This is a genomic window from Kitasatospora sp. NPDC057500 (genome assembly GCF_042802195.1).
GTDB lineage: Bacteria > Actinomycetota > Actinomycetes > Streptomycetales > Streptomycetaceae > Kitasatospora.
This window is the reverse complement of record NZ_JBHVER010000410.1, coordinates 1-2,429: the sequence shown is the minus strand read 5'-3', so window position 1 is coordinate 2,429 and position 2,429 is coordinate 1. Positions and strand designations below refer to the sequence as shown.

At 73.3% G+C, this 2,429-nt stretch carries 4 protein-coding genes; 1 reads left to right on the top strand and 3 read right to left on the bottom strand.

Annotated features, from left to right (window positions below; genetic code table 11):
* Nucleotides 1-111: 111 nt before the first annotated feature.
* Entirely contained in the window at nucleotides 112-921 is an 810-nt protein-coding gene (locus ACFU74_RS37045) for an SAM-dependent methyltransferase (protein WP_380764539.1), read from the bottom strand.
* A gap of 54 nt (nucleotides 922-975) precedes the next feature.
* On the opposite strand from ACFU74_RS37045, the gene ACFU74_RS37040 reads away from it, so the two are divergent.
* Nucleotides 976-1,389, top strand: a complete 414-nt coding sequence (locus tag ACFU74_RS37040) for a MarR family winged helix-turn-helix transcriptional regulator (protein WP_380764538.1) — start codon at nucleotides 976-978, stop codon at nucleotides 1,387-1,389.
* A 42-nt stretch (nucleotides 1,390-1,431) separates the two neighbouring features.
* Here the strand turns inward: ACFU74_RS37040 and ACFU74_RS37035 are convergent, their stop codons facing one another.
* Together ACFU74_RS37035 and ACFU74_RS37030 are read right to left on the bottom strand one after the other, a co-directional pair.
* Complete coding sequence (locus ACFU74_RS37035) at nucleotides 1,432-1,794, bottom strand: peptidase inhibitor family I36 protein (RefSeq protein WP_380764537.1); 363 nt, start codon at nucleotides 1,792-1,794, stop codon at nucleotides 1,432-1,434.
* 93 nt (nucleotides 1,795-1,887) lie between these two features.
* Nucleotides 1,888-2,328, bottom strand: a complete 441-nt coding sequence (locus ACFU74_RS37030; RefSeq protein ID WP_380764536.1) for a VOC family protein — start codon at nucleotides 2,326-2,328, stop codon at nucleotides 1,888-1,890.
* Nucleotides 2,329-2,429 lie beyond the last annotated feature (101 nt).

Genomic DNA, 2,429 nt, shown 5'->3' with positions numbered 1-2,429 from the left:
TCGAACCCCGCGGCCCCATCGAGACCGAAGCAGCCCGCCGCCTCGCCGACGACCTCAAGAACGAGTGATCACCCGATTACCCAACACTTTCTGAGGCGGCCGCCCGCGCCCTCAGTCCCCCGGGCGCCGGACCGCCTCGATGAAGCCCGCGTCGGAGGGGCCGGGCAGCGGACGGGCGTGGCGCCGGGCGAGTTGCTCCAGGGTGGTGAGGCCGGTGGTCCAGCCGTGCCCGTCGAGCCAGTCCCGGGTGCCGGGGCCGAGGCCGCCGCGCCACAGGTCGGTGAGGTGGGCGAGTGACGGGTCGTGGGGCACGGCGGTGACGTCCCGGCCCTGCTCCAGCAGCAGCCGGCTGCCGGGGGCGGCCAGCGCGGCGACCGCCGTGAGCAGGCCGGCCGCCTCCTCGGGCGTGAGGTAGACCAGCAGGCCCTCGGCCAGCCAGGCCGAGGGCCTCGCCGGGTCGAATCCGGCGCCGGCCAGGCGGGCGGGCCAGTGCGGTTCCAGCAGGTCGGCGGGCAGGACGGTGCGCCTGCTCCTGGGCTCGGCGCCCAGGCGGTCGAGGACCCGTTCCTTGAAGGCCAGCACCGGGCCCAGGTCGAGTTCGAACACCCTCGTCCCGGCCGGCCAGTCCAGCCGGTGGGCGCGGGTGTCCAGGCCCGCCGCGAGCAGCACGACCTGGTCGGCGCCGGCGGCGAGCAGGCGGTCGTCATAGAAGCGGGTGCGCAGGACGCCCTGGGCGACCAGTGCCTCGGCGAGACCGCCGGCCGGGCCCGCGGCGGGCAGCGGCACGTCGGCGGCGGCGGCGAACGCGGCGGCGTACGGGTCGTCGAAGAGCGGGTCGGGGCGGGCGCTCTCGTAGGCCCGGACCAGGGCGACGGACAGGGCGGTGCGGGACACCGGGCGCAGCGGTTCGGAGGTCGTCATGGCAGGGCAATCTATATCGCTGCCGATGCATCTGTGAAGATGTAGTCTGCCGGCATGGACGGCGTGCAACTCCTCAGACTGGGCAAGCGGTTGACCGACCTCGGCCGCGAGATGATCATCGATCCGGCGTCCGAGCACCTCACCCCCGGCGAGATCGCCGTGGTCGCCGACGTGTACCGCCACCCCGCGGCCTCGGTCCGGGACATCCAGGCCCGGACCGGCTTCGCGCAGAGCCATGTCTCGGTCTCGGTCGCCCGGCTGCGCGAGCGCGGACTGCTGGAGGCCGCCGCCGATCCGCGGGACGGGCGGCGCACCCTGCTGACGGTCTCCGACTGGGCCCGGCGCACCATCCGCGAGCACGTCGCGCGGCCCGCGGAGCCCGTCATCGCGAAGGCCGTCCCGGAGCCGGAGCGGGCCCGGCGCGTCGCCGAACTGCTCGACGAACTCGCCGGCCTGCTGCTGCCCTGACGCCCCGCGACGTGCGCGGGGCGCCGGGCCCGGCGGCCGGTGTCAGCAGGCCTTCCAGGAGGAGATCCGGTCGTTGAAGCCGCTCGCCCCCAGGTCGGCGAGCTGCTGCCCGGTGTCCAGCCGGATGTACTGGCCCTGGAAGCCGTTGTGCTCCCAGAAGCACATCCGCGATCCGCTCATGTTGACGATGGAGGAAATGGAGTCCTGGAAACGCGCGCCCGAACCGAGGTTCTTGAGCGGGTCGGTGACCCAGCCGCCGGCGACAATGCAGTCGTCGAAGTGGGTGTTCCGGCAGACGACGACCGAGTCGACGGCGGCCGCGGGCCCGGCCGAGGCCACGGAGATCGACAGCGCCGCGGCCACGGCGGCGAACACGGCCAGGCCCTTGGTGATACGGGCGTGCATGGGTCCTCCTGAGGTCAACGGGCCGGGGCGTTTGCCCCGGCGGTCACCTGGATGACCGGGCAGCGCCCTCGGGTGTGACACCCGTCCGCCGGGTCAGCCGAGCTCCTCGGCCAACCCGACGATGATCCCCTCGGGGCCGCGGACGTAGCAGAGCCGGTAGACGTCCTCGAACCGCACCACCTCGCCGACGAGTTCGGCGCCGTGGGCGAGCAGGCGGACCACCGTGTCGTCGATGTCGTCCACGGCGAACATGACCCGGCGGATGCCCAGGGTGTTCGGCGGTGCCTGCCGGGGCTCGGGCCTGACCGGCTCCGGTGAGTGGAACACGGCCAGCTCGATCCGGCCGTGGCCGTCCGGGGTGCGCAGCATGGCGACCTCCTGCCGGACGTCCTCCAGTCCGATGATCTGCTCCACCCAAGGTCCTTCGACCGGGGAGCGGCCTTCCAGTTCGAGGCCGAGTTCGGTGAAGAACGCGACGACGGCGTCCAGGTCCTCGACCACGATGAGCACGTTGTCCATCCGGCGGATCGTCATGGCGGTTCTCCTCGGTGTCGTCGGCCGCGGTGGTTCCGGCCCTCGCCATCCTCCGCCGTTTCGTCCGGGAGCGCCGCCGCACGAGGTCCTGCGTGCACATG

Coding starts and splice junctions, on each gene's coding strand:
- ACFU74_RS37045 (WP_380764539.1), bottom strand. CDS start 921: ATGACGACCTCCGAACCGCTGCGCCCGGTGTCCCGCACCGCCCTGTCC.
- ACFU74_RS37040 (WP_380764538.1), top strand. CDS start 976: ATGGACGGCGTGCAACTCCTCAGACTGGGCAAGCGGTTGACCGACCTC.
- ACFU74_RS37035 (WP_380764537.1), bottom strand. CDS start 1,794: ATGCACGCCCGTATCACCAAGGGCCTGGCCGTGTTCGCCGCCGTGGCC.
- ACFU74_RS37030 (WP_380764536.1), bottom strand. CDS start 2,328: ATGACGATCCGCCGGATGGACAACGTGCTCATCGTGGTCGAGGACCTG.